Below are 23,945 nucleotides of genomic sequence, written 5' to 3'. Positions count from 1 at the left end.
AGGACGGCGAGCTTGTGATTGGCCCGTCGCTCGATAGCTCGCAACGCAGACGCGGACAGAGTTGATGTCATGAAGTCTTCCTCCCAACTGGAAGACCCGGCTGTCAACAACCTCCGTCAGTTCTATACGGAACGCCTGGTTCTGTGATGTATCAAGACATCTCTGACGAATCTGCATCAGGACATCTCTGACAGTTGATGTATCAGGACATCGCTGACGTTAGAGGGTCTTGCGGGGCCCGGGTCGACGGCCGTTGCTGACGTATGTGGAGTACCAGGACAAGATCCCGCCGAGGGATTCGTCCTGCTCCTGGATTGTGTCGATGCTGCCAAGGCGAAAGGTGGTGTCGTCGAACGCGTCCTCTCGGACAACGGCTCCGCCTACAAGTCCCACGCCTGGCGTGATGCCTGCGCGGAACTCGGGATCACTGCGAAAAAGACCCGTCCCTACCGACCACATACCAACGGCAAGATCGAGCGGTTCCACCGCACCCTCGCCGACGGCTGGGCCTACGCGAAGCTCTATTCGTCTGAGACCGCGCGGCGAGAAGCCCTACCGGGCTGGCTCCACTTCTACAATCACCACAGGCACCACTCCGCAATCGGAGCCCCTCCCAGCAACAGGATCAAGAACAACCTGCCTGGACATCACACCTAAGGCGTGCATGATGCGGATCGGCATATACGACGCATCGGCCAGCTGGAGTATCAGGCACGGGTGCGCTAGCTCGCTGCCTTCATCTCTAACTGTCGGCGCTGCGCTTTTGCGGTAACCGGCGCGTAGGCCCCGCGTCGGCCCCGCCTACCTGCTTCGCATCTGGCGAGATTTCGTCCGCGGTACGTGCGTTGTGTTTCGCCCGAACTTCGCGAAGCGCGGGTGTCGCCCATTCTGCAACTCGGATAAGGCAGTAAAGGACTACCCGCAGACACAGCACCGCGACGGCGCACCAGAGCAGCACTACGGCGAGATCGATGACGGAGACGAACAGGTCGAGCTTGGCGGCGTCGAGTTGATCCGCCGTTGTGCCGAAGCAGGTCTCGCCAATGCAGTCGCGGACGTACTGAGCGTCCAATTGAAGCGAAACGGAGAAGGCGTGCAGGGCGAAAGCTCCCAGCGCCGTCAAGACCACGCCGATAACGGAAAGCGCCGACACGCCCCTCGTAAGGAAGAACCGGTCCGCGCGGCTGACCGGCGTGGAGTCTGTCCCAGCGGTCGGCGTGTTCCCTGAATCGACGCTCTTGCGTGCGCGCCAGAACTCCAATCCGATCATAAGGACCGCACCGACGAACGCCGCCCACCCAGCCAACTCCTCGCCCATGCGTTGATCGTAGTAGGGCGCTCACAATCCGCAGGGCGAGCCGCAGTCGTACTTGTCGGCAAGAAATGAGGGAGCAACGCTTTCGCAGGTTCGTTCGTCTACCTCTGCCCGCTCCCTGCTGCGCGAGTCTGGCCCGGGATGTCGGACGTCGGCGTTACGATCAGCCGCATGTCTCAGTGCACGGCGCCCGTACGCGGCCATATCAGGGGCGGCGGAGCCGACTGCCCAGTTCACGGACGCGGGGGAGGTTATAGCTACTACTCACCACCGCGGTCTTACCCGTCGTATTCCACACCATCCGGACCGAGGCCCAGGAGCGGAAGCGGGAGCGGGAGCGGGAGCGCGGCGAGCAGTAGCGGTGGTGGTCGCACCGCGCGTCCGCCCTGGCAGCCAAGCACGTCGACCGTGTCTTACACGCCGCAGCAAGTGCGAGACCTCACACCCGTTCGCGCAGCGACCATCGCACGATTTCAAGCGCACGACGTGTTTCTCTGCCACGCGTGGCCCGACCGTCAGGCTGACGCGAAGGACGTTTACGACTTGCTCCTAGCGGAAGACGTCTCGGTATGGTTCAGCGAGGTGAGCCTTCGGCCTGGCACGGACATGCGAGTCGCCATCGATAGGGGCCTCGTCAGTTCGCGCATGGGGATCGTGCTGGTCACGCCCGCCATGCTTGACAAACTGTCCACCGACAGAAGTATTGCGAGCAACGAACTCAGTGCTTTGCTGCGCCGAAGCCTGCTGGTGCCGGTCATGCATGGGGTGACTTTCGAGGAGCTCGACCAGGTCACCCCCACACTCGCGTCGCGTGGTGGGTTCAGCACCGCCGAAGAGCCCATGGAAGACATCGTCGTCAAGATTGCCGAGCTTGTCGGCCTCGTTGCTGAGGAAGAGGCCGACGAGCTGAGCATGACATCGGGAACGCGCTAGCCGTACCCGGTCGAGCGCGGCTACGACGCCTCCCCGCACTCTCGATGCCCGATCCCTACGCGGGCATCGCGCGTTGGAGGGATCGCAGCGTGCGTCGGAATCCCTGTACGGGCACGGACCGTTCGTGGGAAGTTCGCGAACGGTCCCGCTCACGAACAAGCGGTCGCCGGACCACCAGGTGCGTCCGCGCGCACCGCGACTCCCCGAGCGAGCGTCACCGTTTCCGTCCCAGGACTGCCCCGACGCCCTTCGTTTTGGAGTAGATTCTCTCGCCGGTGCCTAGGGACACGAACACGTTGAGGTCAGCGGGCCCAATATTCGATCCTTGCGCCAGTACGCTCCGCAGGTCGGTCGAGGAGAACATGTACCGCGCACTAGTTCCGGCCTTCAGGACGTGCGGCAGTGGAGTGCTCCCCTCCAGAGCGGTGGGCGTCAAGAAGTAGCGCCGACCGGGTTGCATGAGTCCCCACCCTCTAAGCTCCACGTCGGATCCGCCAATATTTGCAGCCGTCGCAAGATGCACCATGTCGCCATCAGCGGATAGGTCACTCCGCGAGGGCCCGACAGATACCTTGACATTGTGCGTACCGCGTCTGCGTGTTGCGACTTGCCACGCGAGCGCGCCCGCTCCAGTCAGCGCTGCAAACACGGCGATAACGAGACTGACAATCGATATCTGCATAGCCTGGAGTGCCATCGGGTCCGGCTGAAGGAGTGGTTGCACAACTCGCACAGTATCTCCACCTCCGGAAGCAGCAATCAGTTTCGCGCATTCCGTCACTGCTCTCGACCGCTCAGCGCGAGGCGTGGAGGTTCTTGGTGAGCATCTTCTGCGAGATGCCCTCGATCGCCTACAGCAGGTCGGTGAACCGAGTGGGTTCGCCGTCGGCGGTGGCGCCGATGTGAGGATCCGTAAACGGGCACTGCCCGCGAGCGGGGCCGATCCGTGCAGTGGTGGCGCTCGAGAGAGCGTGCGCTCGATCCCCTTCGCGTGCGTCCACCATCTAGGTCTCGGTAACGACGACTCTCGGATCGCCGCGGGTCGCCTGAGCACGCGGGACATTAGTCTTCGTTCGGCAGATACCAGCCGTGCTCGCGGTGTCGGGTTGTTGCGTCCGGGTTATCCCGCTCGTAGATCTCGTTTGCGCGACGTGTCATTTCCTCGTCATAACCGTGCAGTTCGTCGTACAGCTCCGTCGCCTTGTCGATGTCCCGGCAGGCGACATATTCCAGCCGGAGGTCCTCACGCTGGGTCTCGAGCTCTGAGTCCGACAGCGAGCTGAGGTCTCCGCCCATCACCAGGCGCCGCCGCCCTCGCTCGGCCATTGACCGCTGCGATACCTAACGGCGTAGCGACCCCCTACGAGCAATGAGATTGACACCTCGACGCACCGCTGCCGGCTGCTATCCGCAAGCAGGAACGGCTGATCAAATTCGAAGTGGTATGTTTCGGGTCCACCAGTGATCTCCGCGCCTGACGCAGTCGCATACTCATCGTTCTCCAGCTTGGCCGTAAAGTATTGGCGTCCGCCGGCTACGTTGTCACGTCGTGGGTTGATCCGGCCGAACTCTGGCAGCACGATCCACCCGGTACCTTCGACAACCTGCCACTCTTGGTCCATGGCTGCGAGCGTACTGGACGCCCCTACGCATAGAGCGCCTCGAAATACGGCACCGCCTCACTCGCCGCTACGGGGATCATGGTCGCGACCTTCCAGTGCTCATCGACGTCAACGTCCTCAACAACAGCAAACAGTCGATTCCCGAGCGCATCCCAATTCGGGCCACACGCGAGTTGGGGACCGCTGTGGGCATCCGAGCTGGATCCGTATTCGGGCGACGCCCGTTGAGCGGGCCATTTCGTGCAAGCCAGATAAGTTGTCCTTCACTATCCAGCGACACCGAGCTGGTTCACGAATCGTGCGCGGATGCGACTCGGACCGCTACACTCGCCGTCAGAGTCGACTGGGCTCACGAGCTGGCGCAGCATCCGGCACGAAGCCAGCGCGACCCATGTTGGGGGACATGCCGCGCTACTGATGGCGCACTGGGAGGACGACTTGTCGACGCAAGGCACCACGGGAATGGCGCAACGAGACATTCTCTTGTCTGAGTGGCGCTTAGCTTCGCGCGCGCTCAGCGCTCTCCGGGAGCCGGAGGCTTGGTTTGAACGGATCTCGGAGCGAGTCGAGGTACGAGAAGATGAGCTTCACCGCAGGGTGAGCATCCAGCTCAAAGCTCGGCAGGGCGCGTCAGGGAGCGGCGACCTTCTGATCGCCATCCAAACTCCGCGCAAGGGTGCCCTCTCAGACCTCCGGCTAGTTAGCGAAGCTGGGGAAGCGCAACTTCTGAGTCATGAAGCCCACAATCGTCTCAGTCGGCTCATGATCATGTTTCGATTCCTCGCCGTTCTCCGACGGGCCAGGTCCGTTGTGAAGAACCCCACGCGGTTGGATGCACGCGCTCCTCGCGTGCTTGACGCGCTGCTGAAGATCGTGGATGCCCCCGCTGAGTCACAGTCGGCGCCGGCCAGCATCTCCCACCTTTTCGCCAACGGCTTGCTGATCGGTTTTCCACGTGGACGCAAGATGTCGGACCTCCGACGCGACCTCGAGCGACTGTACGCGCTATGCCAGGTATTGGCCGACCGCTATTACCGCTTCGTGTGGGTAGCCTCGACAGGCGGCAGCGTGACGCTGAGCTATGAATATTCCCAGGAGCGAGAGGCCCGCTCCTACGGATTCCGCCTTGTGCGTAAGCTGAGGCGTTGGTTCCGCGCTCCGGCCAGCATGTTCTTCGTGCACGCGCCGCTCGCACGCCTAACACCTCACTACGAGCTCCGCCTAGAAGCTATCGATGGGTATTACGTTCGAGAGCAGTTCGTGCTGCGAAGCGGAGATGATCCGTCCCCGCAGAGCACGCGCGGATCCAGCAACGTGAGCGATATCCCGGTGTCGACCCAAACTTGGTGGTCCACAAGACGTGGAGGGTGGTCATCCGGCCTCCTATTTATAGGCAACGGCCATCTATCGGACGCCCGCCTCTATGCAGCTTTTCGGCTTTTAGAGGTACCTCCCGGTGCAACTGGCCGTGCCTTCGCCGGATCCGCCCTCGGCGCGTTCACCCTGACGGCGATCGTCATCTGGTCAATGACGCACGGTGCTCCCGACTCGTTGATCGCGCCAGAGCTCCTTGTCGCCCTGGTGGCACTCGGATCTGCCGTCCTCGACAACACAACCGCAAAGCGGGAGGTTTTCAACTCTCCGTTCTTACCCCGGTTTGCCCTGTTCAGCCAGACCGTTCTTGCCATCTGCGTGTCTATTTGGTTGCTCACAAGGAGCACAGCGGAGACGATGATCGAGCCGGACTGGTCCGTGGCCCGGGACCTTGGTGCGGCCCTAACGATTGCGGATGCCGCGATCGGCATCGCCTTAGCTGCGGCATCGATGATCTTGTTGTTTGTTCTGTCGGTGCGCTCGGCTGTTGCCGCGAATGAATACGACCGCGCGATGCGGGATGGAGCACCATGAGCAGGCGAGAAGATGTGACGATCGGTGAAGCTGCCTCGCACGACAACGATGTGACTGCCTCGTCGGACCCGGCTGCTCCCGCTCCAAGTTGGCTGAAGTCACTTCTTTTCGTGACAAGCGAGGAGCACGGCCTTGAACCGGTGCCCCGGAGAGATGGAAAGCGCGGGTCCGAGTTCGTCACCTCGGACATCGGCTTCTACCTGCCGTCGAACTACTACGAGCGTGAGGATGGCGAGACTCCGCGGTCAATGGCCGAGCCAAGGAAGGAATGGGAGAGCGCAATCGAAGACATGACTCGAGCAATTGAACGGTTAGCCGAAGCCGAGCTTGCCGACGCAATGTTGAGCGATGAAGTTGATTCCGGCACTCGACAGCGAGCGGCTCATGTGTTCCTGAGCGAACTCGCCGACAGCCGGGCAGCGGCGTTCCTGTCTGAACGCAAGGGTAGCGGGGTGATCGGGTGAACTGAGACCGACGGAGAACCGCCGCCTTGAGATCCATCTCCGGGCATGGCGCGTTGAGCGGATCCCCTCGTGCAAGCCAGGTCGGATGTCACCCGCTCAGGGAGCAGTCCCATCGGCGCCCAGCGGCATGCCGATTAGTTTGCCCGGCGCGCGCACAAAACGTCGCGGTGGGCGCACAAGCGCGGTACGAATACTGCCGAGCCTCGACTCGACGTCACGCTGTGGCGGTCAGTCGGCTCACACGCCGACAGCACGACCAGTACGGTGAAGCATGATGTTGGAGGTTGCAGGTCTGGTCGCGCGTTGCCCGAGCAGCCCGTGAGTTCACCGAAGCTGCACCACTACGTGCCGAGGTTCTACCTGAGGCGCTTCGCTGACGCGGAAGGCAGGCTCTGGGTGTGGGACCGCGTCGTTGATCGGGTTTATGCGACGAGCCCGTCCACGATCGCCGCGGAGACCAAGTTCTACTTCCACGACGAACTTGCAGAGCAGGGACGCGACCCGTTGACCATGGAGGCGCAGTTCGCATCTCTGGAAGGCGCCGTTTCCGGGCTCACGGGGCGGTGGCTTGATTGGATCCGCGCACACGAACCTGGGGACGCCCTCGGCATCTCGACAGATGATCGCGACACGGTCGGCTTGTTCGTCGCGCTGCAGTTTCTGCGCTCCGCGGACACGCGGGAAACCATCGCGAGGTTCGCCTCCAGCGACAGCGCGCCGGAACCCACAGTCGAGGAAGCGCGCAAGCTACACCTGCACGCGCTGTGGGACGAAGACCTCGTGGACAGCATCGCCTCTCGGCTCATCGACTGCACCTGGGTCTTCGCGAAGAACGGTTCCTCCACTCCCTTGGCGACGTCGGACAACCCTGTCGCGTTTCGGACCGACGACAATCGAAAGTGGTTGAGGGGAGCGATCCTCTCCGAAGGCACCTACCTCGTCTATCCGCTCGCTCCGGACGTCATCATGTATGGATACCCGACCGATGGAAGGTACGGAACCGCGTCGATCGCCCGGTTCAACAACCAGATCTCGCCCGTCGAGCTCACCGACGGCATGGCGAGCAGCGAGAACTCCGCGCAGGTGTTCATGGCATCCCGCCACGTCGTCTCGGGGCAACCGGACTTCGCTTGGGCCAAGGACTTTGCGCGAACGACCGGAACCGACCTTTACGCGCCTCCGCACAGCTGACGTCGGGCGCGCCGCACGGTGCCCGATGAAGGTCCCGGGCATCATGGGATCAACGCGAAGGAGGCTCTGTGGTTCTGTCAGAGAGCGCTCGCGTCCTGATCACAGTCAAGGCCTCCCCAGAGCCCTCGGAGAAATATGGCGACACGGTGTGCGTCGCCGGCGTCCGCCTGGATAGGGCCGCGCCGGAGTTCATCCGCCTTTACCCCGTGCCGTTCCGGTGGATGGCGACGGACCAGCAGTTCAAGAAGTACGACGTCATCGACGTCGACCTGATCCCGCCGATCAATGACCTGCGTCCGGAGAGCAACCGGCTCAATATCGACACCGTCCGCCGCGAAGGCAAAGTGATCAAGGACATTCGCGCACGAGGCGCGATCCTCGAGCCACTGATCGGGCCGACGATGTGCGAGCTGCGTGCAGGCGTCGTGCAGAACATGAACGCCACATCCCTGGGACTGGTCCGGGTCCGGACGCTGAAGGGAGTGATCGTGGAACCCGGCCAGCCGTGGACACCATCCCAACAGGCCAAGATCGACCGGGCCCTCCAACAGGAAAGCCTGTTCGGCGATGCGACACCCCCGGAGCTGAAGCCGCCGCGGTTTATCGCCAAGTACCACTACTTCTGCGAGACAGCTGACTGCCCCGGGCACAAGCAACGAATCCTGGACTGGGAACTCACCGCGTTTCAGCTGCGCCTGCGGAACATGAGCGACGACGCCGCAGCAGAGAGCATCCGCCGCCGGTTCCATGACGAACTCTGCGCAGACGACAAGCGCACGCACTTCTTCGTCGGGAATATCGCGGATCCCACCAAGAGGCGCAACTTCTCGGTCCTCGGGGTCTACGCGCCGCCGAAGTTATCCGATTTCGCCGCCACCCTCGATCTCGGCATCTAGTAGGCGGCTGGAACATCCTTCGCGGCCGGCGTGCTCACCGCGGGCATTGACGATCGCGCCCCTCACCCATCGCGATAAGGCAGACCGGGCGGGTGAGGGCCGGACGGGTCCGTCCGACGCTGCTGCGCAAAATCCTGCATGTAACAGATATGATCCGTTACATGCAGGATGTCCGAGCCCTAGCGTTGGAGGAGCTCGAAGCACTATCGGCCAGCGTGAGCCGTGAGCTGCGCGCTCGTCGGCCCACGTCCCGCACCTGCCTATGGTGCGGCGCTGCCTTCCCCGGACGGCGCGACGCACAGTACTGCGGCACGCGATGCCGAGTCGCAGCCCACCGCAAACGCACAACGAGGAGGAAGCCGAACGTGGACATCACCGGTATCGGATACGAAGGCCTGACCCAGGACGCGCTCATCTCCCGGCTCCGCCTCCGCGGCGTAGAGACCCTCGTCGACGTGCGATTGAACGCCATCTCACGCAAGCCAGGATTCTCCAAGAAGGCCCTCACCAACGCGCTTGAGCAAGCCGGTATCCACTACCGTCACATGCCCTCACTAGGCAACCCACGCACCAATCGGGACGGATACGCCGAAACCACATCCCCATCCGCTCGCCAGGCACGCGACCGGTACCGCAACACGCTCGCAGACGACGCAGCAGCCAGCAGTCTGAGCGCACTCGTGGAGCTCGCCCGGACGCGGACGATCGCCGTGTTCTGCTTCGAAGAAGACGAACACCACTGTCACCGAGAGCAAGTCCTCGACCATGTACGCGCTGCTCTGGAACCCGAGATGGTCCGCGGGTAGCACGGCCACGTCAGGCGTGCACTGCGGCAGTCGTCACTGCCCACGCCGAACGGGCTGCTCATCGACTGGAGCGCCGACCCACCGCAGTCACATACACATACACGAGCCGTCGGCCGCAAACTCGGTGAAGCAACTGCCGCAGGTGCTCGCTTCCTGTTGGGCGCGCCGGCGCTCTGCAGAGAGTGCTGCGGGGCTCTCGCCCGCCACGAGGCGTTCGTATGAGAGGCGGCACCGCTCAGCGACTTTAGCCGGATCGCGCCGATAATCAGCGAGCAGCTTCACCTCCGTCACGTTCAGGCCGAGCGAGTTCTCGTTCGCCGTGCGGAACTCGTCCAAGTTCGAGGCCATGCCGTCGATTTTCCAGTCGACGCCGTTCAGCGTCCGGCCGAGCGCCTCGGCGAGAGCCCCCTGCATCTCTGGATCGCGGCGCTTCCTGACGAGCAGAATATGGAGCGCAGCTTCCTCGCCCTCCAGCGTCCAGTCCTCGCCGAAGTTGCTGGCTCCCGTCTGGAACTTCATCTCGTCGTCTGTGGGCATGTTGCCTATTCTGCCGACTCCAGCCGACAACCCGGTCGGCGCTGCCCGGCTTCGCCATCCGCGACGGGTCGGAAGCCGGTCGCCCTCCGGGCAGTGCCCGGAAGGGGCTGGTCGCGTGTGAGCAGCTTCGTTCGGTGGCACCGATTCCCATCGCTCACGGGGCCGGCGGTGCGGAAGGATCGGCGCCGACAGGCTGGGAGACATCGGCTTTCGGCTGCACCTGGCAACCCCAGGGCTGATGTAGCGCTCTGCTGCGGACATTATGGATCGCACTCGGGTGCGCGGCCTTTGCCTTCTGCATCCGCGCGTTGCCTGTCGTGGGGTCAGATTTCGCGTTTCCGCGGGCAGTTCGTCAGGGCGGCGTTGCCCGAGAAGTGTCCAAGACCGTCGATTCAGTGATGACGAGAATGGGAAAGGTGAACGATGGTGCTAACGACGTCCCTCGCTGGCCGCGTGAAGAACATAAGCCTCCCGAAGAGCCATGCGCTACTCCCGCTTCTCGAGGCGGCTGTCAACAGCATCCAAGCTGTTGATGAGCTTCGCAACGGTTCTGAAAACCTACGGTTCCATCGTCCAGCGACACGAGGCCAGCTGAAACGAGGCGCCGCGGCAAAGTAACGACTGTGTGACACAAACGGCCCCCGGGACGACGGCCTCCGGGCTTCGTCGTGCCCTGCCAGTAGCCTCGGAGTCGTGTTGACCGGGGACCAGTGGTGGCAGCAGCTCTGGCTGCAGATAATCGGGGGCGCGATCGCCGGGCTGATCGTGGCTGCGGTGATCGCCGCTCTCAGTGAGACCTTCCGCGAGAAGATCTGGAGCCCGGCATGGCGCGCCGCCTCGTGGGCAGTGAAGTGGCCGTTCTCCATCCGCGTTCGGGTGAGCACTGTTGCGGGGGAGAAGCGCCGTAGGGACGCCGCGGCGACGGAGCTGCAACAAGCCGCCGACGCGGCGGCCGCGGAGCTCACGAAGGCGGCGCGCGTGCAGCTCGAAGCCTCGGCCGAGCGGTCGAAGCTCGAGAACGAGGTTGCCGCCGTCAAGTCCCTAGCCCAGCATCAGATGGCCGAGCAACTACGGATCAGCGAGGGGCAGATCGAGTTGGCTCGCAGGTCCGGCGAGCAGGACGGGCACGCGCGGGCGATGCGAGAAGTCGCCGCCCAAAGGGCCGTGCCGATACCGCTGCCGGTGTGGCGTATCCGCGCTAACAAGGGGGCTCCTGGCACCTTCACGCTGGAGAACGTAGAGCCACGAGCCGACGCCTCCGACGTGACGGTCTCCGCGGACCCGGGGGAATTCTCGTTCGACAGCTCTGCGCGCTGGGACGGCCCGTACATGGGCGTCCACGTGTTCGCGGGACAGCGCATGAGCGTTACAGGGCGTATGCCGGTCAGGTTTACGGTGCAATACCGGGACGAGCGCGACGACTGGCACCGGGACGCGGCGGTGCTCGCGCCACCGCCTATAGCGCACGTGTCCGGCAAAGTCGCGAAGATCGAGCCGGACGACCCGTTGGGGCCACTGCCCAAGCACTTCTGACCCCGGCGCGTTCACGGTCCTGCCTCGAGCGATGCGCGTGGCCATGCTGGGGAATCGACGATGCCCCCGGGCTGAGGAGTGGGCGATTCTCGTAAGACCCGCCCGCGAACGTGCCCGATGAAGGTCCCTCATGCGAACACGTCGAGACACCTCGGGACGATCGATGGAACGGGTCGCTGACGATACGAGCCACGACGCTAAAGCGACCAGAGTGACGAAACGACGATGCACGTAGGCACCATGCCTGGTGGTGACACAACTGCGCATGTATTCTGCTGTCATGCGAGGGGGATTGCGGAGTTGGAAGCGCGGGGCTGAATCCCGCGGGATCCGCAATGCGGTCTCGTACGCGTTCGACGGCACATGCGATGCGCATCGCGCTCCGACCGGAGTGGAATCTGCGGAGCAATACGGCGTGATCAATGAAGCCACAGTCACGCGGTTCGTTGCGGTAGCGGGGGAGCTGACCCGCGACGAGTTGGACGCCCCGGCGCTGCGGCGGTGGATCCAGGGGGAGGATCCCGAGACCGGTGAGCCGCGCGGGCTGATGCATCGATCGGAGAACACCGACCTGCTTCTGGACGGGACAATTAACTTCCCGAAGTCGTACAGCGTCGCGTCGCTCCTCGACCCGGAGCTGGCCCACGAGTTCGAGTTGCTGCAGGACCGTATGCGTGACCGCACCATCCTGCGCTGGCAGCGCGAGCTAAACGCGCGGCGTGGCCGGGGTGGCCGCGTCCGTGAAGACATCGCTCGGCTCGAAGTCGTCGAGCTGCAGCATCGGCGGTCGCGGGCGCTCGACCCGCACATCCATCGACACCTGTGGCTCAACATGAAGGTGCAGGGGGCCGATGGCAAGTGGTCGAGCCTGGACTCGCGGGTAGCGCTCAAGCTCCACAACGTCGTCAACGCTGAGGGCGAGTTGGCCGCTCGCAGCGACCCGCGTTGGGTAGCAGCACTCGCCGCTCACGGCTACACTCTCGACGCGAACGGCGAGATCGCGCAGCTCGCCCACGTCGTGCGCCCACTCTCGCGACGGTCGAACCAGATCGAAGCCAACCGTGTTCGGCTGATTGCGGAGTGGCGCGACGAGCATCCCGGACGGCAACCCGGCGTCGAAGAGCTTCGCCACATCGACGAGCTGGCGTGGGCTCAGCGACGGCCGGGCAAGCCCGCCCATCTCGACGAGGCCGAGTGGGAGGAGAGGGTCCGTAGCGAACTCGCCAACATCGATCCCATCCTGCTTTGGCAGCGCAACCCGGCCCGGCTCGGCCCCACCCCGATCGCCGCCCTCGATCGCGAACTGCTCGCGCGGATGGCACTCGTCGAGGCCGATGCCCGTTCGGTCTCGAGCAGCGGCCGGTTCTCGTCATGGGATCTGCGTGCCAGCGCCATCCGGGCCATCTCTCGAAGCGGGGTCGTCGCCGAGAGAGCCGCGCTCGACGAGCTGATCAACGACGTCGCGTCGCGGGCGACCGGGCACACCATTGACCTGGTGCTCGATGATCCCGCCAAGCCTGCGCACATCAAGGCGCTGATGGCCGAAGCGACGGTGCTGCTCAAGCTGCGCGTCGCCAATAGGTTCGCGGCGCTCGCCGCGCCGGGGCAACTGCCCGACGAACGACAGATGCGCACCGTCGCACGGCGTTTTGTGGGGGAGAGCGCCGAGCTCGCTGATGCGCAGCTCGCCGCAGCCTCCGCCATCGCCGGGACTGGACGTCTCGTGTCGGTGACGGGGCCTGCCGGGTCGGGCAAGACGACGCTGTTGCGCGTCGCACTCCACGCCCTGCGACTGCAGCGGCGACGCATGATCGTGGTCGCGCCAACCAAGAAGGCGGCTGCCGTAGCCGAGCGCGAGATCGGGGCCACGGCATCCAGCCTGCACGCGCTGCTCGCCGACCACGGTTGGCGCTGGGGAATCGACGAAGCGGGAGCGACTGTGTGGACCCGCCTGCAGGTCGGTCAGACGGATGCGGCGACCGGCCGCACGTACCGGGGCCCGCGCGACTTCCGACTCAGCCGGGGCGATCGCATCGTGGTGGACGAGGCCGGAATGGTTGACCTCCACACCGCGGATGCGCTCGCGATTGTCGCGGGGGAGACCGGCGCCGCCATCGCCATGATCGGCGACCCGCGCCAGGCTGCGCCCGTTGGCCACGCGGGCGCGATGGTCGCGATGACCCAGGTGGCCGACAACGTCGTCGAGCTGAGTGAAGTTCACCGCTTCACCGACCGTGGCTATGGGGATCTCACGCTGAGATTGCGCGACGTCGCGACGGCGGAAGACGCGGTTGGAGTCGCCGGGGCTCTCGACGACGGAGGGCACGTCGCACGGGTCGCTGGCACGGATGCGGCGCACGACCTCATGGTGGAGGCCTGGTTCGAGTGGGCTGACCGCGGCAAGCGCGTCGCGCTCGTGACGGCCACCAACGACGATGCCGCCGCGATCAGCGAAGCAATCCAGCGGCGTCGCGTCGAGACCGGCGCACTCCGCGCGGATGCCGTCGCTCACGGTCGTGACGGTCAGCAATTGCTCGTCGGCGATGTCGTGCAGACTCGGCGGAATGACCGGAGCACCGGAGTGCAGAATCGGGCGACCTGGGTCATCACCGCGATCCGGCCGGAGCGCATCGAACTCCGGAATCTCGCCGACACCACCGAGCGCCGACACGTCTCGGCCGAATACGCATCCGACCACATGCACCTCGCCTATGCGTCGACGGTGCACGGCATTCAAGGCGATACCGCGGATGCATCCGTCGTCGGCCCGGGCGTCGATGCGGCGGGACTCTACGTCGGACTCACCCGCGGGCGAGCCTGGAACCAGGCCGTAGTTGTTGCGGGGTCTCAGGATGCGGCGCTCTGCGAACTCGCCGAAGCGATGCGCCGCGGCAGCCCAGAGTTGACCCTCGAGGACTCGCGAAGTGCTGCGCGGCTGGATCTGTCGCGAGCGGCGCGAAGCTTGCCCACAATCGATCCCTACGCGGGCGGGCCGATCGCTACGTCCGCTCCCCGTGCGTGATGCGGGTCTGTTTATGTCGTTGTTGTATTTATCGACATGAGCGATGACAGAATGCTCGTTTGTCGTTGTGAACTTAATGAGGGCTGGCAATGACAAATTCAGCAGGTGAGCGCCTCGGACGAGGACGCCCAAGTCGTGAGGTCGTCTACCAGCGGTTCGCAACGGCGATCGAAGAGCTTTAGGTGTCCGACCGGGACAGATCGCGCTGGAGATGCACAGCCGCCTCCGGAACTGGCGGTGTAGAGGGCGTACCGCGAAGGTGCCTGGATGATGGCGGTCAGCGACACGGGCACCACGATGTCAGCCGCGTTCATCCCGAACTGCGGAGCCCCGCCTTAGCCAGTCTGTGCCTGTCCGCCTCTCGCGTAGTCAAACCCGCAGGTGAAGGTGCGGGTCAAGCCGCCGGAGAGCGCTATCTCAGTATGTAGCGTGCTGTCGTTGAAGGCATCGGGGACGTGTGAGATGGGTTGGATGGCCAGACACCGCCGCGCATCACGATCAAGTCGGTCGCCAGTGTAGACATAGATCTCGCCCGACGTCTGCCAGACGGTCAGCTGCTCACCTCCTGGCCCGCTCACTAGAGTCTCAAAGCGGCTCCCAGTTCGGTGCAGATCGGTGAAACAGGCGTCGAGCGCGGCTGACCCGATGATCGTCGATTCTCGAATATCGAGGGCCGAGTCCGCGATGGCTACAGTCCTCGGCTCGTGCAACGGCAGCAGGTCCGCATCGGTGGGCAGTGTCGATGACGCTGGCAGCACGAGCCGTAATTCGTTGACCGAGCTGGCCGATGGCACGGTGAAGTAGGGATGCCAGCCCAGGGTGACCGGGGCATCCGTCTTACCGAGATTCGTGACGGCCAGATCGAGCGTGACGCCGTCTTCACGGATCTCGTACTCCGCCTGAGTGCGAAGTGGAAAGGGGTACCCCGGATGATCGATCCCGTTGGTCCGGGCCACGAACTGCACCCTGACGGCGCCGGTTAGGTGGGTCACCGATTCGAGCTCGAAGTCCACCTCGCGCACGAAGCCGTGAAAGACGGTGCGGTCGGTCTCATCCGGTAGCAGATCGTGGATTATGCGGCCAAACTCGTATCTCGCATCCCGGACGCGCCCGGCGAACGGCACGAGCACGCCGCTTCGCACTCCATCTTGATCCTCGAGTTCGTCGGCGTCGAGGTAGCCGTCAATTACTTCGTCTCCGTGAGAAATCCAGCTCAAGAGGGTTGCGCCACGTAATGCGATCGAGCAAGTGACCCCCTGACCTGAGACGATAATCGACGGGATGCCCGCCACAAGTGCCGGTTCGACCGTGAACGCCGTGGTACTCATCGTGCGACAGTCTCCGCGGAATCCAGGAGTTCCAGGTCGGCCCGTGTTGGCAGACCTTCCCAATCGCCCGGCACCAGGCACGCGAATGCACCGACCCGCACCGCGGTTCGGAGTCGCTCATCCACACGCTCGCCTTCAAGCAGTTCGGCGAGATAGCCCGCGACGAAGGCGTCCCCGGCGCCGACGGTGTCGATGGCCGTGATGGGCACAGCGGAGCGCTGGTGGTACGTGCCGTCGACGAGTGCTAGAGCACCCTTCCCGCCCAGCTTGACCACGACTTCTTGAGGTCCGAGTTCGGCGAGACGGGCGGCTAGTTCCTCGGGCGCTCCGGGCCCGACCACCAGCGCCGCCTCATCCGCGCCGGCGAACACCACATCCGCTGACTTGAGGAGCGGTCGGAGTTCGGCTCTGACATCGCGGTCACGCCAGAGCGCTGTGCGATAGTTGATGTCGAACGAGACCAGCACACCGTTGTCCCGAGCGATAGCGATGGCGTGGTCTATCGCCTGTGCTGCGCTCGACGACAGGGCCGGTGTGATGCCCGTGACGTGGAGTATCCGTGCGCGGGAGATGATGTCACCGGGAACGTCGTCAGGCTCGATGAGGGAACCGGCGCTGCCCTTTCGGTAGTAGCTCACCTGCTGCGTCAACGGCGTGCGCCGCGCCTTGATCATCAGCCCTGTCGGGGCGGTGGGGTGCCGGGGTGCAATTACATGCACCCCTTCTCCCCGCAACTCGTGCAGCACGAGTTCACCCAGCGAATCCGCGCCGAGCGCCCCTACCCAGGTCGCTCGTCTGCCTAGCCTTGTGAGCGCGATCGCCACGTTGCTCTCCGACCCTCCGATGCCGAGAGTCATGCCGCGCGCGTGGGTGAGCGGTCCGGATGTCTCCGCTCTGAAGAGTGCCATCGTCTCGCCGATGCACACGACATCGGTTTCGGACACCCGGGCGCCCATCACGCCGGACCTCTGGCGGCCACGGTCTCGAGAACCTTCTCGCTCAGACGACGAGCGCGGTCGGTGAGCAGGACGAGATCGCCTCCGGCGAACGCGTCGCCGATCAGCGGGCCGCCGATGCTCACCGCCACCGCCCCCGCTTGGAGCCATGCGATGGCAGCTGCTTCGTCGACTCCTCCGCTCGGAATCACCTGCAGGTCGGGGAACGGTCCGCGGAGTTGGTTGACGTAGTCCGGTCCGACCGCCGACGCGGGAAAAATCTTGACCGCCGTGGCGCCTGCAGCCCAGCCGAGCTGGACTTCGGTGGGGGAGAGGCCGCCTGGATAGACGGGCAGACCCGCGGCGACGCACGCGCCGATCACGTCGGGATTCATCACCGGGGTCACGACGAAGGCGGCGTTGCTCGCGATCGCGAGTTCGGCCTCAGCGAGCGTCGTCACCGTTCCGACCCCGACTTCGCCGTCGGACCCCACCCGGGCAACGAGCTCTTCGAGGTGATCAAAGACGCCGTGAGTGCTCAGCGTTAGCTCGATCGACCGCACTCCACCCGATAGCAGCGCGTCGATGACTGGAGGATACTCAACGGCATGGTCTGCGCGAAGCACCGCGACGATCGGATCGCGCGTGAGCACGGCGGAGCGTGGGATTCGTTCGCCGTTCATCGGCCCAGCCACCCTCCGTCGACGGGGAGCGTGATGCCGTGTACGTAATCAGACGCCGGCGACGCCAGAAATACCGCGGCACCGGCGATGTCATCGGGGCGGCCCCAGCGACCAGCGGGGATGCGGGTCGTGATCTGGGCGTTGCGGTCCTCGTCTTCAACCAGCGCCGAGTTCATGTCGGTCGCGAAATATCCCGGAACGATTGCGTTGACGTTCACGCCGTGCTTTCCCCATTCGTTGGCGAATGCCTTGGTGAGCTGGGTCACCGCTCCCTTCGAGGCGGCGTAGGCGGGCACGCGCAGTCCACCCTGGAACGCCAGCAGCGACGAGAGATTGATGATCTTGCCTCGTCGTCGTTGCACCATTCCCGATGCGAAACCGGTGCACAGTTGGAAGACGGCGCGGGTGTTCACGTTCAGCACCCGGTCGAAATCTGCCAGGGGAAAGTCAAGGGAGTCGTGCCGGATCTGCGTTCCGGCGTTGTTCACGAGGATGTCGACCGGTGCGATCCGCGCGCTCTCCTCAATCGCCGCGGCGATCGACTCCTCCTCTTCGAGATCCACCACCACGTGCTTCAGGTCTTGCTTCCACTCCCGCGCGGCTCTCTGGAGACTGCTTGAGGGAGGCGTGCGCTGAAGGACGATGACATCCGCGCCTGCCCTCAGGAGTGCCTCGGCGATCGCGTGCCCGATACCACGGGATGCCCCGGTGACGACCGCAGTCGATCCCACCAGGTCGAAGGCCGCGAGCCTCCCGGTCACGCCCCGTCTCCTGAGGCGACGAGGATCTTGAGCGCCGGTCCGGCAGCCATCGCCCTCGCGAGAGCCTGAGCGGTCTCGGCGAGAGGAAAGACGTCGACAGGGAGTCGCTCGAGCCCGAGGTCGCCCTCGGTGATCAGCTTCACGGCCTGCTCGAGGTCGGCGCGCGTGTAGACGCGCACGCCGATCACGGTGAGCTCGGCAAACGTCACTGTCTGGAGGTCGACCTCCACGGGTTTCTTGTATACGCCCACGGTGACGACGGTTCCGCGCACCCGCGCGACGCGGGTGACCGCGGCCGCCACAGAGGGATGGGCGGCCGTGTCGAATACGAAATCGACTCCGTCTCCGTCAGTTCGAGCCGTGACGGCTTCCACGGGGTCTTCTCCGCTTTCGATCACCGGAAATCCGAGCGAGCTTGCGAAGTCCCTCCGGGCCGAACTGGGTTCGGACACCAGCACGACGTCGCCCCCCTGGTGCCTCGCGACCAACGCGGTCAGAATGCCTATCGGTCCGGCACCGAACACAGCAACCGTATCGCCGCGCGAGAGCCCCGATCGCTCGACAGCGTGCACCGCCACGGCGAGGGGCTCAGCTAGCGCGACCTGCAGCACAGGCACCGCGGGGTGCACTGCAATGAGCGCATCGGCAGGAACAGTCACATACTCAGCCAGCGAGCCTGCCACGTCGATGCCGTAGAGACCCAAACGCTGGCACACGTGGGTCTCGCCGCGTCGGCACGGCGCGCAGACGCCGCAGCTGATCAGCGGCTCGATGACCACGCGGCTTCCGGCCGCCGGTCCGGTGCCAGCCGCGACCTCGACGATGCCGGTGATCTCGTGCCCCATGACGAGAGGAAACCCGGCCCGCGGGTGCGTGCCGTGCAGGATCGAGAAGTCGCTGCCGCACAGTCCGGTGTATTCGGTCTTGATCAGCGCCCAGCCCTCCCGCACCTCTGGCACTGGCACGATCAGCACGTCGATGGTGTCGGGGGCGGTGAGTACCGCTGCCGTCATCTCAGGGGGGACGGGGGTCATCGGAATCCTTCGGGGTTGATGATGTTGCGCGGAACTGCGCCGACGAGAACGTCGACCACGTTGCGGATTGTTCGGTCTTTCAATTCGCCGTACGACTCCTCGCTATACCAGGAGATGTGCGGTGTGAGCACCACGCTGGGTAATGCGATAAGGGGGCTGTCGATCGCGAGCGGTTCGCGCTCGAACACGTCGAGGGCGGCGCCGGACAGGTGCCCGCTGGTGACCGCCTCCACCAGGGCATCCGTGTCGATCAGACCGCCCCGGGCAGTGTTCACGATCTTTGCTCCGCGTTTCATCGACTGAAGAGTGGCCGGGCCGATGATGTGCTCGGTCGCCGCGTTCAGCGGAACGTGCAGCGACAGGATGTCGGCCTGTGCCAGCAGGGTGTCCAGGTCGACGACCTCGACTCCGCCCGCGGTGACGGTGCCGACGGTCTGCAGCGGGTCGAATCCGATGACTTGAAAGCCGATGCCCTTCGCTTTGCGGGCAGTGGCGGTGCCGATGAGCCCGAGACCGAGCACGCCGAACACGAGGCCCACGGTGCGATGCAGCGGGTGGGCCTCCGCGTAGTCGTAGCCACCCGCTCGGATCTGTCGATCCAGGCGCGGCACGCTCCTCACCATGGACATGGTGAGCGCGATGGCGTGGTCGCTCACGTCTTCGGTGCCATAGTCGGGAACGTTGCACACCGCCACGCCCTCCCTCGTCGCCGCCTCGACGTCGACGGTGTCGACGCCGACGCCGTAACGGCCGATCGCGCGGAGCTTAGGCAGGGCCTTGAGCACTCGGGCAGTGATCGGGGCGTACTGCACGAGAATTGCATCCGCGTCGCGGGCGGCTTCGATGACCTCATCCTCGGTCACGCACTGCCGACGCTCGAGGCTGATGCCGTACTCCCGGGCAACTTCTTCTTCGAAGGTGATCGAGTCGTGGTCGCAGTCGGTGATCACGATGCTCAGGGGCATGGCGGAATGTGCTTCGATGACCGGGTCAGCGGTGGTCAGTCCCATACGAACACCGTTTTCCCTAGCGATCCCGCATCGAATTCGGACAGGGCCTTTTCGGCCTCATCGAGCCGGTACCGGAAGGTGACCATGTTCTCGACCGAGATGCCGAGGTCGACCGCGCTGTCGATCATGTCCTGGAGGTCGGGGGTGCTGAAGACCCATGAGCCCATGCAAGTGATCTGCTTCTGGATAACCTGGTCGATGTCGAATTCGACCGTCCTGTTGCCGAGGCCCACGAACACGATCCGGCCTCCGACTCCGGCGATCTGGATGGTCGAAGCTCGCCCCGGCGCGACACCGGATGCCTCGATCACGAGGTCGGCACCTTCACCGCGTGTGAGTTCTGCAAGCTGCTCCATGGCCCCGGGGTCGGTCGGATCGATAGTGTGGTGCGCTCCCAACCCTCGAGCATGGTCGCGGCGTTCATCGAGTGGATCGAATCCGACCACCCGGGCGCCCGCCTTCGCGGCGAAGAAGGCCGCCGCGGTGCCCACGGGCCCGAGTCCCACCACCGCGACGGTTTCACCGGCCACCAGTCCGCCACGCGTCAGTGCCGCATATCCGGTGCCCGCACCGCACGCCCAGAAGGCGCCCTCTACGAATGACACGGTTTCGGGCAACACCACGCAGTCCTTGGCCTCGGCGACCATGTAGTCGGCCATGGCCCCGTCGCGGTCGAGCCCGTAGAACACTTTTTCGGGGCAGTCGATGTCGCGGCCGCGGCGACACGCGACGCAGTGGCCGCATCCGGTCACGTGCGCGACGGCGACGCGGTCGCCGACGGCCAGGGTGGTGACGCCGTCCCCGAGGGTGACGATCACTCCGGCAGGCTCATGGCCCGGAATCGTGTCGGGACTCGTGTGATGCCCCACCACGATCCCCTCCCGTTCCGAGGCGGGCACCCGGAACTGCTGGTGCAGGTCGCTTCCGCAGAGGCCGGCAGCCTTGACCTGCACGAGCACCTGCCCGCGTGCCGGGGTCGGCGTCGGCACCTCCGCGAGCTCGACGCGCCGATCGCCGGGGAAAAGTAATGTCTTCATGGTTCTCCGAATGGTGAATTGTTATCTGACGGGTGACTTCTGGTCGAAACGGTCAAGCACCGACCGATCGACTGTGATGCCGAGACCCGGGCGATCGGGCACCATTACGCGCCCGTTCGCCATCGTCGGAAGCTCTTCAACCAGGTGTTGGCGGAACGGGTGGCTGGACTGGTCGTATTCGAGCATCGGTTCCTGCCCCGCCCGTGAGATCGGAACCGGCGGGATCGTCGCGAGAAAGTGAATCGCAGCGACTAGTCCGATCGCCGTGCCCCAGACATGCGGGTTGAGTGCGAGCCCCGCAGACAGCGCTAGGGTCTGAATCTGCTGCACACCGGTGAAACCGCCCGCGGCCGCGAGATCGGGTTGCAGGATGTCGACCGCCCTCGTCGTGGCCCAGGGCCAGAAGCCGTGGCGCGAGAACTCGTTCTCACCGGCGGCGATCAGCAGCTTCGGCCCCATGTCGACCAGCGAGCGGTAGCCGTCGACGTCCTCGGGCGAGATCGGCTCCTCGAGCCAGTAGACATCGAGGTCGTCGAGTTCGCGCACCAGTCTCCGCGCGGTGCCGGCGTTATACGCGTGGTTGGCGTCAGCCAGGATGCGGACACCGTCGCCGACGGCCTCGCGCACGGCCGTGATGCTGCGCAGGTCGGAATCGATGCCGAATCCGATCTTCACCTTCATCGCGGTGAAGCCGGCGTCCAGATGGCGTTGCGCCTCCTCCGCCAGCAACTCGGGATAGGCGCCCCCCTCCACCCGGTAGAACCCGGTGGCGTAGGGAGCGAGCGTGGACCGAAAGGCGCCGCCCAGCAGCGTGTGCACGGGCCGTCCGAGTATCTGGCCTTTGAGGTCCCAGAGAGCTATGTCGATGGCGCTGATGGCGCCCACGACGGCGCCCTTCATGCCGAAGTCCTTCGTGCGGTTGTAGCACTCCTCGAAGAGAACCCCGGTGTGGAGCGGATCTCGGCCGATCAGCAGCGGTTTGAGAGACGAGTCGACCGTCGCCGCGGCGATGTCGGCCGGCTGGTGCCCGTTGCAAAGGGCCTCGCCGTATCCGATCCGGCCGTCGTCGGTGGTGATGGCGATCACCATGCTCGAGCGATGGGTCACGATCCCGGGCTGGGCGAAGAAGAAGGGTGTCGGAACCTCGGCACGCAGCACCCAGGTCTGGACATCGACGATCGTGGGCATCAATGCATGATCCATCCTGCGGTGACGTTGACGGACTGGCCCGTCATCGCCGAGCTGTCGGAACTGGTGAGAAAGAGGGCCACGTCGGCGATCTCGTCGAGTTCGACGTACCGACCCATGGGCGACAAGCCCTTCAGCATCTCGGTGTACTCATCGAAGGTCTTGCCCTCGGCGTCGGCGTGCATCTGCACGACTTCGGTAAGATGCGGGGTCTGCACGTTGCCGGGGAGGAGAGCGTTCACTCGGATGCCGTGCGGGGCGCCTTCCAGCGCAGCGGTCTCGGTTAGTCCGAGCATCGCCCACTTCGACGAGGTGTAGGCGCTGCGGAGGGGAACCCCGCGTTTGGCCACGTTGGATGCGATGTTCAGCACGGTGCCGCCGCCCCTAGGAATCATTCGGCGGAAGGCCTCTCTTGTGCACATCATGCTTCCGGTCAGGTTGATGCGGAAAGTCCTCTCCCAGTCCTGGGTGGTGGTGTCCACGAGCAAGGCGACAGGCGTGCCTATGCCCGCGTTGTTCACTAGGATGTCGACGGGCCCGAGTTCGCTCTCGACGCTGTCGAACGCCTGCACGACCGACGCTTCGTCGGCGACATCCAGAAAAGTCGTTGTAGCGACGCCACCCGCCGAGCGCAGTTGCTCGGCGAGAGTTCCGTCGGTCTGCAGGTCGGCGATCGCGACACGAGCGCCGTGTTCGCTGAGCCGCGTGGCGATGGCCGCGCCGATCCCTTGTGCACCGCCGGTGACGATCGCTACTTTGCCGTCAAGTTTCATGATCACTCTCTGTCGTCTCGGTGGGGTCTTCTGGGTTGTGTCGTCTGGTGTCGACGTGGGTGAAGTCGTCAGCCGCCGAAGCGGTGCGGGGCAAGGCCGGCCACGCCTGGTCTGAGGTGAAAGATGCTGCCCGCGTGGGGCTCATCGGCGAGCTGTTCAGAACTGCGTCCCCGTCGTGCCGTGGTGATGAAGAGGTCTTCGAGTTCGTCGCCTCCGAAGGCGACACTCGTCACTCGGGCGACAGGAAGGGGTATCCGCTGCTTCAGCTCGCCCTCGGCGGAGAGCCGCAGCACGCAGAAGCCGTCCCACATCGCCACCCAGAGGTCTCCGGCGGAGTCGACGCACAGCCCGTCGGGCGACCCGGTGCCGCCGGGAGCGGTGAACACCACTACGGGATCGGACAGCGTCCCGGCGGCGAGATCGAAGTGGTAGGCGGTGATCGCACCGGTGCCGGTGTCGGCGTGGTACATGCGACGGTTGTCGGGGCTCCAGTCGATTCCGTTCGACGTGGTGGTGCCGTGGATGACGGGAGTCACCGTGAGCTCAGCGTCGACGCGGTACAGCGTTCCGGCACCGGCGGTCTGGCCGTAGGCCATGGTGCCGTACCAGAACCGTCCCGCCGCGTCGCACGCTCCGTCGTTCGCCCGGTTCGCCGTGTTGTCGATCTCGACCGGAGAGACCAGCTCGAGTCCGTCTATACCGCGGTCGGCGAAGCCCAGCCCGTCACGGACGGCGGCGAGGATGCCGCCGTCCGTGCGGAGCGCGAAGCAGCCGATGGGCTGCCCCACACTGATCGACGTGTTCTGACCGCTGGCGGGATCGAAAGAGTGAATGCGCCCTTCGAACAAATCGAGCCACAGCAACGAGTGGGTCGCGATGTCCCACCATGGGCCCTCACCGAGGTCGGCTCGGATGTCGAGGGCAACCTCCAGGCCGTCATGTCGCACGTTCATGATCGTTCTCTTTCCA

General features: G+C 64.8%; 21 protein-coding genes and 1 pseudogene. 9 read left to right on the top strand and 13 right to left on the bottom strand.

The window, feature by feature from the left end:
• Nucleotides 1-249: 249 nt before the first annotated feature.
• Nucleotides 250-657 (top strand): annotated as a pseudogene (locus ACIQ0W_RS09285) (integrase core domain-containing protein); the annotation flags it as partial.
• Between the two features lie 85 nt (nucleotides 658-742).
• Here ACIQ0W_RS09285 and ACIQ0W_RS09280 read toward each other — a convergent pair.
• Nucleotides 743-1,318 carry a hypothetical protein gene (locus ACIQ0W_RS09280; protein WP_396642497.1) on the bottom strand — a complete coding sequence of 192 codons (576 nt, stop codon included), beginning with the start codon at nucleotides 1,316-1,318 and terminating at the stop codon, nucleotides 743-745.
• A 405-nt stretch (nucleotides 1,319-1,723) separates the two neighbouring features.
• Between ACIQ0W_RS09280 and ACIQ0W_RS09275 the strand changes: the two genes are divergently transcribed.
• Entirely contained in the window at nucleotides 1,724-2,248 is a 525-nt protein-coding gene (locus tag ACIQ0W_RS09275) for a toll/interleukin-1 receptor domain-containing protein (protein ID WP_396642496.1), read from the top strand.
• 1,062 nt (nucleotides 2,249-3,310) lie between these two features.
• Here the strand turns inward: ACIQ0W_RS09275 and ACIQ0W_RS09270 are convergent.
• Complete coding sequence (locus ACIQ0W_RS09270; RefSeq protein WP_396642495.1) at nucleotides 3,311-3,574, bottom strand: hypothetical protein; 264 nt, start codon at nucleotides 3,572-3,574, stop codon at nucleotides 3,311-3,313.
• A 1,145-nt stretch (nucleotides 3,575-4,719) separates the two neighbouring features.
• Between ACIQ0W_RS09270 and ACIQ0W_RS09265 the strand changes: the two genes are divergently transcribed.
• From ACIQ0W_RS09265 to ACIQ0W_RS09245, 5 genes are all read left to right on the top strand, one after another.
• Complete coding sequence (locus tag ACIQ0W_RS09265; RefSeq protein ID WP_396642494.1) at nucleotides 4,720-5,778, top strand: hypothetical protein; 1,059 nt, start codon at nucleotides 4,720-4,722, stop codon at nucleotides 5,776-5,778.
• Nucleotides 5,775-6,242, top strand: a complete 468-nt coding sequence (locus ACIQ0W_RS09260) for a hypothetical protein (RefSeq protein ID WP_396642493.1) — start codon at nucleotides 5,775-5,777, stop codon at nucleotides 6,240-6,242. Before ACIQ0W_RS09265 ends, ACIQ0W_RS09260 begins: the two co-directional genes overlap by 4 nt.
• A gap of 318 nt (nucleotides 6,243-6,560) precedes the next feature.
• On the top strand, nucleotides 6,561-7,433 hold the full coding sequence (locus ACIQ0W_RS09255) for a DUF4238 domain-containing protein (protein ID WP_396642492.1): 873 nt from the start codon (nucleotides 6,561-6,563) through the stop codon (nucleotides 7,431-7,433).
• 146 nt (nucleotides 7,434-7,579) lie between these two features.
• On the top strand, nucleotides 7,580-8,329 hold the full coding sequence (locus ACIQ0W_RS09250) for a hypothetical protein (RefSeq protein WP_396642491.1): 750 nt from the start codon (nucleotides 7,580-7,582) through the stop codon (nucleotides 8,327-8,329).
• Nucleotides 8,330-8,694: 365 nt separating this feature from the next.
• Nucleotides 8,695-9,135, top strand: a complete 441-nt coding sequence (locus tag ACIQ0W_RS09245) for a DUF488 family protein (protein ID WP_396642490.1) — start codon at nucleotides 8,695-8,697, stop codon at nucleotides 9,133-9,135.
• 87 nt (nucleotides 9,136-9,222) lie between these two features.
• Here the strand turns inward: ACIQ0W_RS09245 and ACIQ0W_RS09240 are convergent, their stop codons facing one another.
• Nucleotides 9,223-9,672 carry a hypothetical protein gene (locus tag ACIQ0W_RS09240; protein ID WP_396642489.1) on the bottom strand — a complete coding sequence of 150 codons (450 nt, stop codon included), beginning with the start codon at nucleotides 9,670-9,672 and terminating at the stop codon, nucleotides 9,223-9,225.
• Nucleotides 9,673-10,368: 696 nt separating this feature from the next.
• Here ACIQ0W_RS09240 and ACIQ0W_RS09235 point away from each other — a divergent pair.
• Nucleotides 10,369-11,205 (top strand): hypothetical protein, encoded by an 837-nt coding sequence (locus tag ACIQ0W_RS09235; RefSeq protein ID WP_396642488.1) that lies wholly within the window; start codon nucleotides 10,369-10,371, stop codon nucleotides 11,203-11,205.
• 415 nt (nucleotides 11,206-11,620) lie between these two features.
• Entirely contained in the window at nucleotides 11,621-14,227 is a 2,607-nt protein-coding gene (locus ACIQ0W_RS09230) for an AAA family ATPase (RefSeq protein ID WP_396642487.1), read from the top strand.
• Nucleotides 14,228-14,562: 335 nt separating this feature from the next.
• Here the strand turns inward: ACIQ0W_RS09230 and ACIQ0W_RS09225 are convergent, their stop codons facing one another.
• The 10 genes from ACIQ0W_RS09225 to ACIQ0W_RS09180 form a co-directional block, all read right to left on the bottom strand.
• A complete protein-coding gene (locus ACIQ0W_RS09225) occupies nucleotides 14,563-15,555 on the bottom strand; it encodes an aldose 1-epimerase (RefSeq protein ID WP_396642486.1) in 993 nt (330 codons plus the stop codon).
• Nucleotides 15,552-16,499 (bottom strand): sugar kinase, encoded by a 948-nt coding sequence (locus tag ACIQ0W_RS09220; RefSeq protein WP_396642485.1) that lies wholly within the window; start codon nucleotides 16,497-16,499, stop codon nucleotides 15,552-15,554. Before ACIQ0W_RS09220 ends, ACIQ0W_RS09225 begins: the two co-directional genes overlap by 4 nt.
• 11 nt (nucleotides 16,500-16,510) lie before the next feature.
• Nucleotides 16,511-17,173 carry a bifunctional 4-hydroxy-2-oxoglutarate aldolase/2-dehydro-3-deoxy-phosphogluconate aldolase gene (locus ACIQ0W_RS09215; protein WP_396642484.1) on the bottom strand — a complete coding sequence of 221 codons (663 nt, stop codon included), beginning with the start codon at nucleotides 17,171-17,173 and terminating at the stop codon, nucleotides 16,511-16,513.
• Entirely contained in the window at nucleotides 17,170-17,934 is a 765-nt protein-coding gene (locus ACIQ0W_RS09210; RefSeq protein ID WP_396642483.1) for a glucose 1-dehydrogenase, read from the bottom strand. The genes ACIQ0W_RS09215 and ACIQ0W_RS09210 overlap by 4 nt, the downstream gene beginning before the upstream one ends.
• Complete coding sequence (locus ACIQ0W_RS09205; RefSeq protein WP_396642482.1) at nucleotides 17,931-18,968, bottom strand: zinc-binding dehydrogenase; 1,038 nt, start codon at nucleotides 18,966-18,968, stop codon at nucleotides 17,931-17,933. The genes ACIQ0W_RS09210 and ACIQ0W_RS09205 overlap by 4 nt, the downstream gene beginning before the upstream one ends.
• Entirely contained in the window at nucleotides 18,965-19,978 is a 1,014-nt protein-coding gene (locus ACIQ0W_RS09200) for a C-terminal binding protein (RefSeq protein ID WP_396642481.1), read from the bottom strand. Before ACIQ0W_RS09200 ends, ACIQ0W_RS09205 begins: the two co-directional genes overlap by 4 nt.
• On the bottom strand, nucleotides 19,969-21,015 hold the full coding sequence (locus ACIQ0W_RS09195; protein ID WP_396642479.1) for a zinc-binding dehydrogenase: 1,047 nt from the start codon (nucleotides 21,013-21,015) through the stop codon (nucleotides 19,969-19,971). Before ACIQ0W_RS09195 ends, ACIQ0W_RS09200 begins: the two co-directional genes overlap by 10 nt.
• Nucleotides 21,016-21,036: 21 nt before the next feature.
• Entirely contained in the window at nucleotides 21,037-22,203 is a 1,167-nt protein-coding gene (locus ACIQ0W_RS09190) for a mandelate racemase/muconate lactonizing enzyme family protein (RefSeq protein WP_396642477.1), read from the bottom strand.
• Complete coding sequence (locus tag ACIQ0W_RS09185) at nucleotides 22,203-22,976, bottom strand: SDR family NAD(P)-dependent oxidoreductase (RefSeq protein ID WP_396642476.1); 774 nt, start codon at nucleotides 22,974-22,976, stop codon at nucleotides 22,203-22,205. Before ACIQ0W_RS09185 ends, ACIQ0W_RS09190 begins: the two co-directional genes overlap by 1 nt.
• Nucleotides 22,977-23,044: 68 nt before the next feature.
• Complete coding sequence (locus ACIQ0W_RS09180; protein ID WP_396642475.1) at nucleotides 23,045-23,929, bottom strand: SMP-30/gluconolactonase/LRE family protein; 885 nt, start codon at nucleotides 23,927-23,929, stop codon at nucleotides 23,045-23,047.
• Nucleotides 23,930-23,945 lie beyond the last annotated feature (16 nt).

The sequence above is a fragment of the Microbacterium sp. genome (genome assembly GCF_044340635.1).
Classification (GTDB): domain Bacteria; phylum Actinomycetota; class Actinomycetes; order Actinomycetales; family Microbacteriaceae; genus Microbacterium.
Note: the sequence above shows the minus strand (reverse complement) of the source record. Positions and strands in the feature narration are given on the sequence as shown.

Excerpts from the sequence above, each read along its gene's own strand:
- ACIQ0W_RS09280 (WP_396642497.1), bottom strand. The coding sequence starts at position 1,318 with ATGGGCGAGGAGTTGGCTGGGTGGGCGGCGTTCGTCGGTGCGGTCCTT.
- ACIQ0W_RS09270 (WP_396642495.1), bottom strand. The coding sequence starts at position 3,574 with ATGGCCGAGCGAGGGCGGCGGCGCCTGGTGATGGGCGGAGACCTCAGC.
- ACIQ0W_RS09260 (WP_396642493.1), top strand. The coding sequence starts at position 5,775 with ATGAGCAGGCGAGAAGATGTGACGATCGGTGAAGCTGCCTCGCACGAC.
- ACIQ0W_RS09240 (WP_396642489.1), bottom strand. The coding sequence starts at position 9,672 with ATGCCCACAGACGACGAGATGAAGTTCCAGACGGGAGCCAGCAACTTC.
- ACIQ0W_RS09225 (WP_396642486.1), bottom strand. The coding sequence starts at position 15,555 with ATGAGTACCACGGCGTTCACGGTCGAACCGGCACTTGTGGCGGGCATC.
- ACIQ0W_RS09215 (WP_396642484.1), bottom strand. The coding sequence starts at position 17,173 with ATGAACGGCGAACGAATCCCACGCTCCGCCGTGCTCACGCGCGATCCG.
- ACIQ0W_RS09205 (WP_396642482.1), bottom strand. The coding sequence starts at position 18,968 with ATGACCCCCGTCCCCCCTGAGATGACGGCAGCGGTACTCACCGCCCCC.
- ACIQ0W_RS09200 (WP_396642481.1), bottom strand. The coding sequence starts at position 19,978 with ATGGGACTGACCACCGCTGACCCGGTCATCGAAGCACATTCCGCCATG.
- ACIQ0W_RS09195 (WP_396642479.1), bottom strand. The coding sequence starts at position 21,015 with ATGAAGACATTACTTTTCCCCGGCGATCGGCGCGTCGAGCTCGCGGAG.
- ACIQ0W_RS09190 (WP_396642477.1), bottom strand. The coding sequence starts at position 22,203 with ATGCCCACGATCGTCGATGTCCAGACCTGGGTGCTGCGTGCCGAGGTT.
- ACIQ0W_RS09185 (WP_396642476.1), bottom strand. The coding sequence starts at position 22,976 with ATGAAACTTGACGGCAAAGTAGCGATCGTCACCGGCGGTGCACAAGGG.
- ACIQ0W_RS09180 (WP_396642475.1), bottom strand. The coding sequence starts at position 23,929 with ATGAACGTGCGACATGACGGCCTGGAGGTTGCCCTCGACATCCGAGCC.